This window comes from Solihabitans fulvus (assembly GCF_008386585.1).
Lineage (GTDB): Bacteria > Actinomycetota > Actinomycetes > Mycobacteriales > Pseudonocardiaceae > Solihabitans > Solihabitans fulvus.
Genome location: NZ_VUOB01000252.1, coordinates 1 through 442, shown reverse-complemented (window position 1 = coordinate 442; position 442 = coordinate 1). Strand labels below are relative to the sequence as shown.

Sequence of the window (442 nt, the reverse complement as noted above, 5' to 3'; positions counted from 1 at the left end):
TACCAGGCGTCCCAGGCCTGGCCCTTCCCCGCCGGGCTCATGGTCGGCTTCCGCGCCACCGCGCGCACCGACACCAACGCCGTGGACGGCGTCGATCTCCTCGACGCCCGCTGGTTCCCCCCGGCCGAACTCCGCGCCCGCGCCACCCGCCGCCCACTGGCCGGGACCGACTCCATCGGCGACCGCCTGCTACGGTCCTGGCACGACGACCACGCCGCCTGAGCCGGCCGCAGCCGATCAGCCCAAGTCCTTCAGCGACAATCGGGCCTCCTCCGCCACCACCCGTCGCTCGCCCTCCGCGCCGAGGCCGAGCCCGTCCCGCAACGCCAACCCGTAGGCCGTGTCCAACGCCCGCTCCGCCGGCACCTCGACATGCGGCCGCACTCCGACGGCCTCCCAGTTGGTGCCCGACACCGGGTTGATCGCCCGCCCCGACGGCACC

2 pseudogenes are annotated in these 442 nt (G+C 75.1%); one reads left to right on the top strand and one right to left on the bottom strand.

The features are described 5' to 3' along the window. Window positions 1–222: pseudogene (locus F0L68_RS41475) on the top strand (hypothetical protein); the annotation flags it as partial. A gap of 15 nt (window positions 223–237) precedes the next feature. Here F0L68_RS41475 and F0L68_RS43110 read toward each other — a convergent pair. After that, window positions 238–442: pseudogene (locus tag F0L68_RS43110) on the bottom strand (S41 family peptidase); the annotation flags it as partial.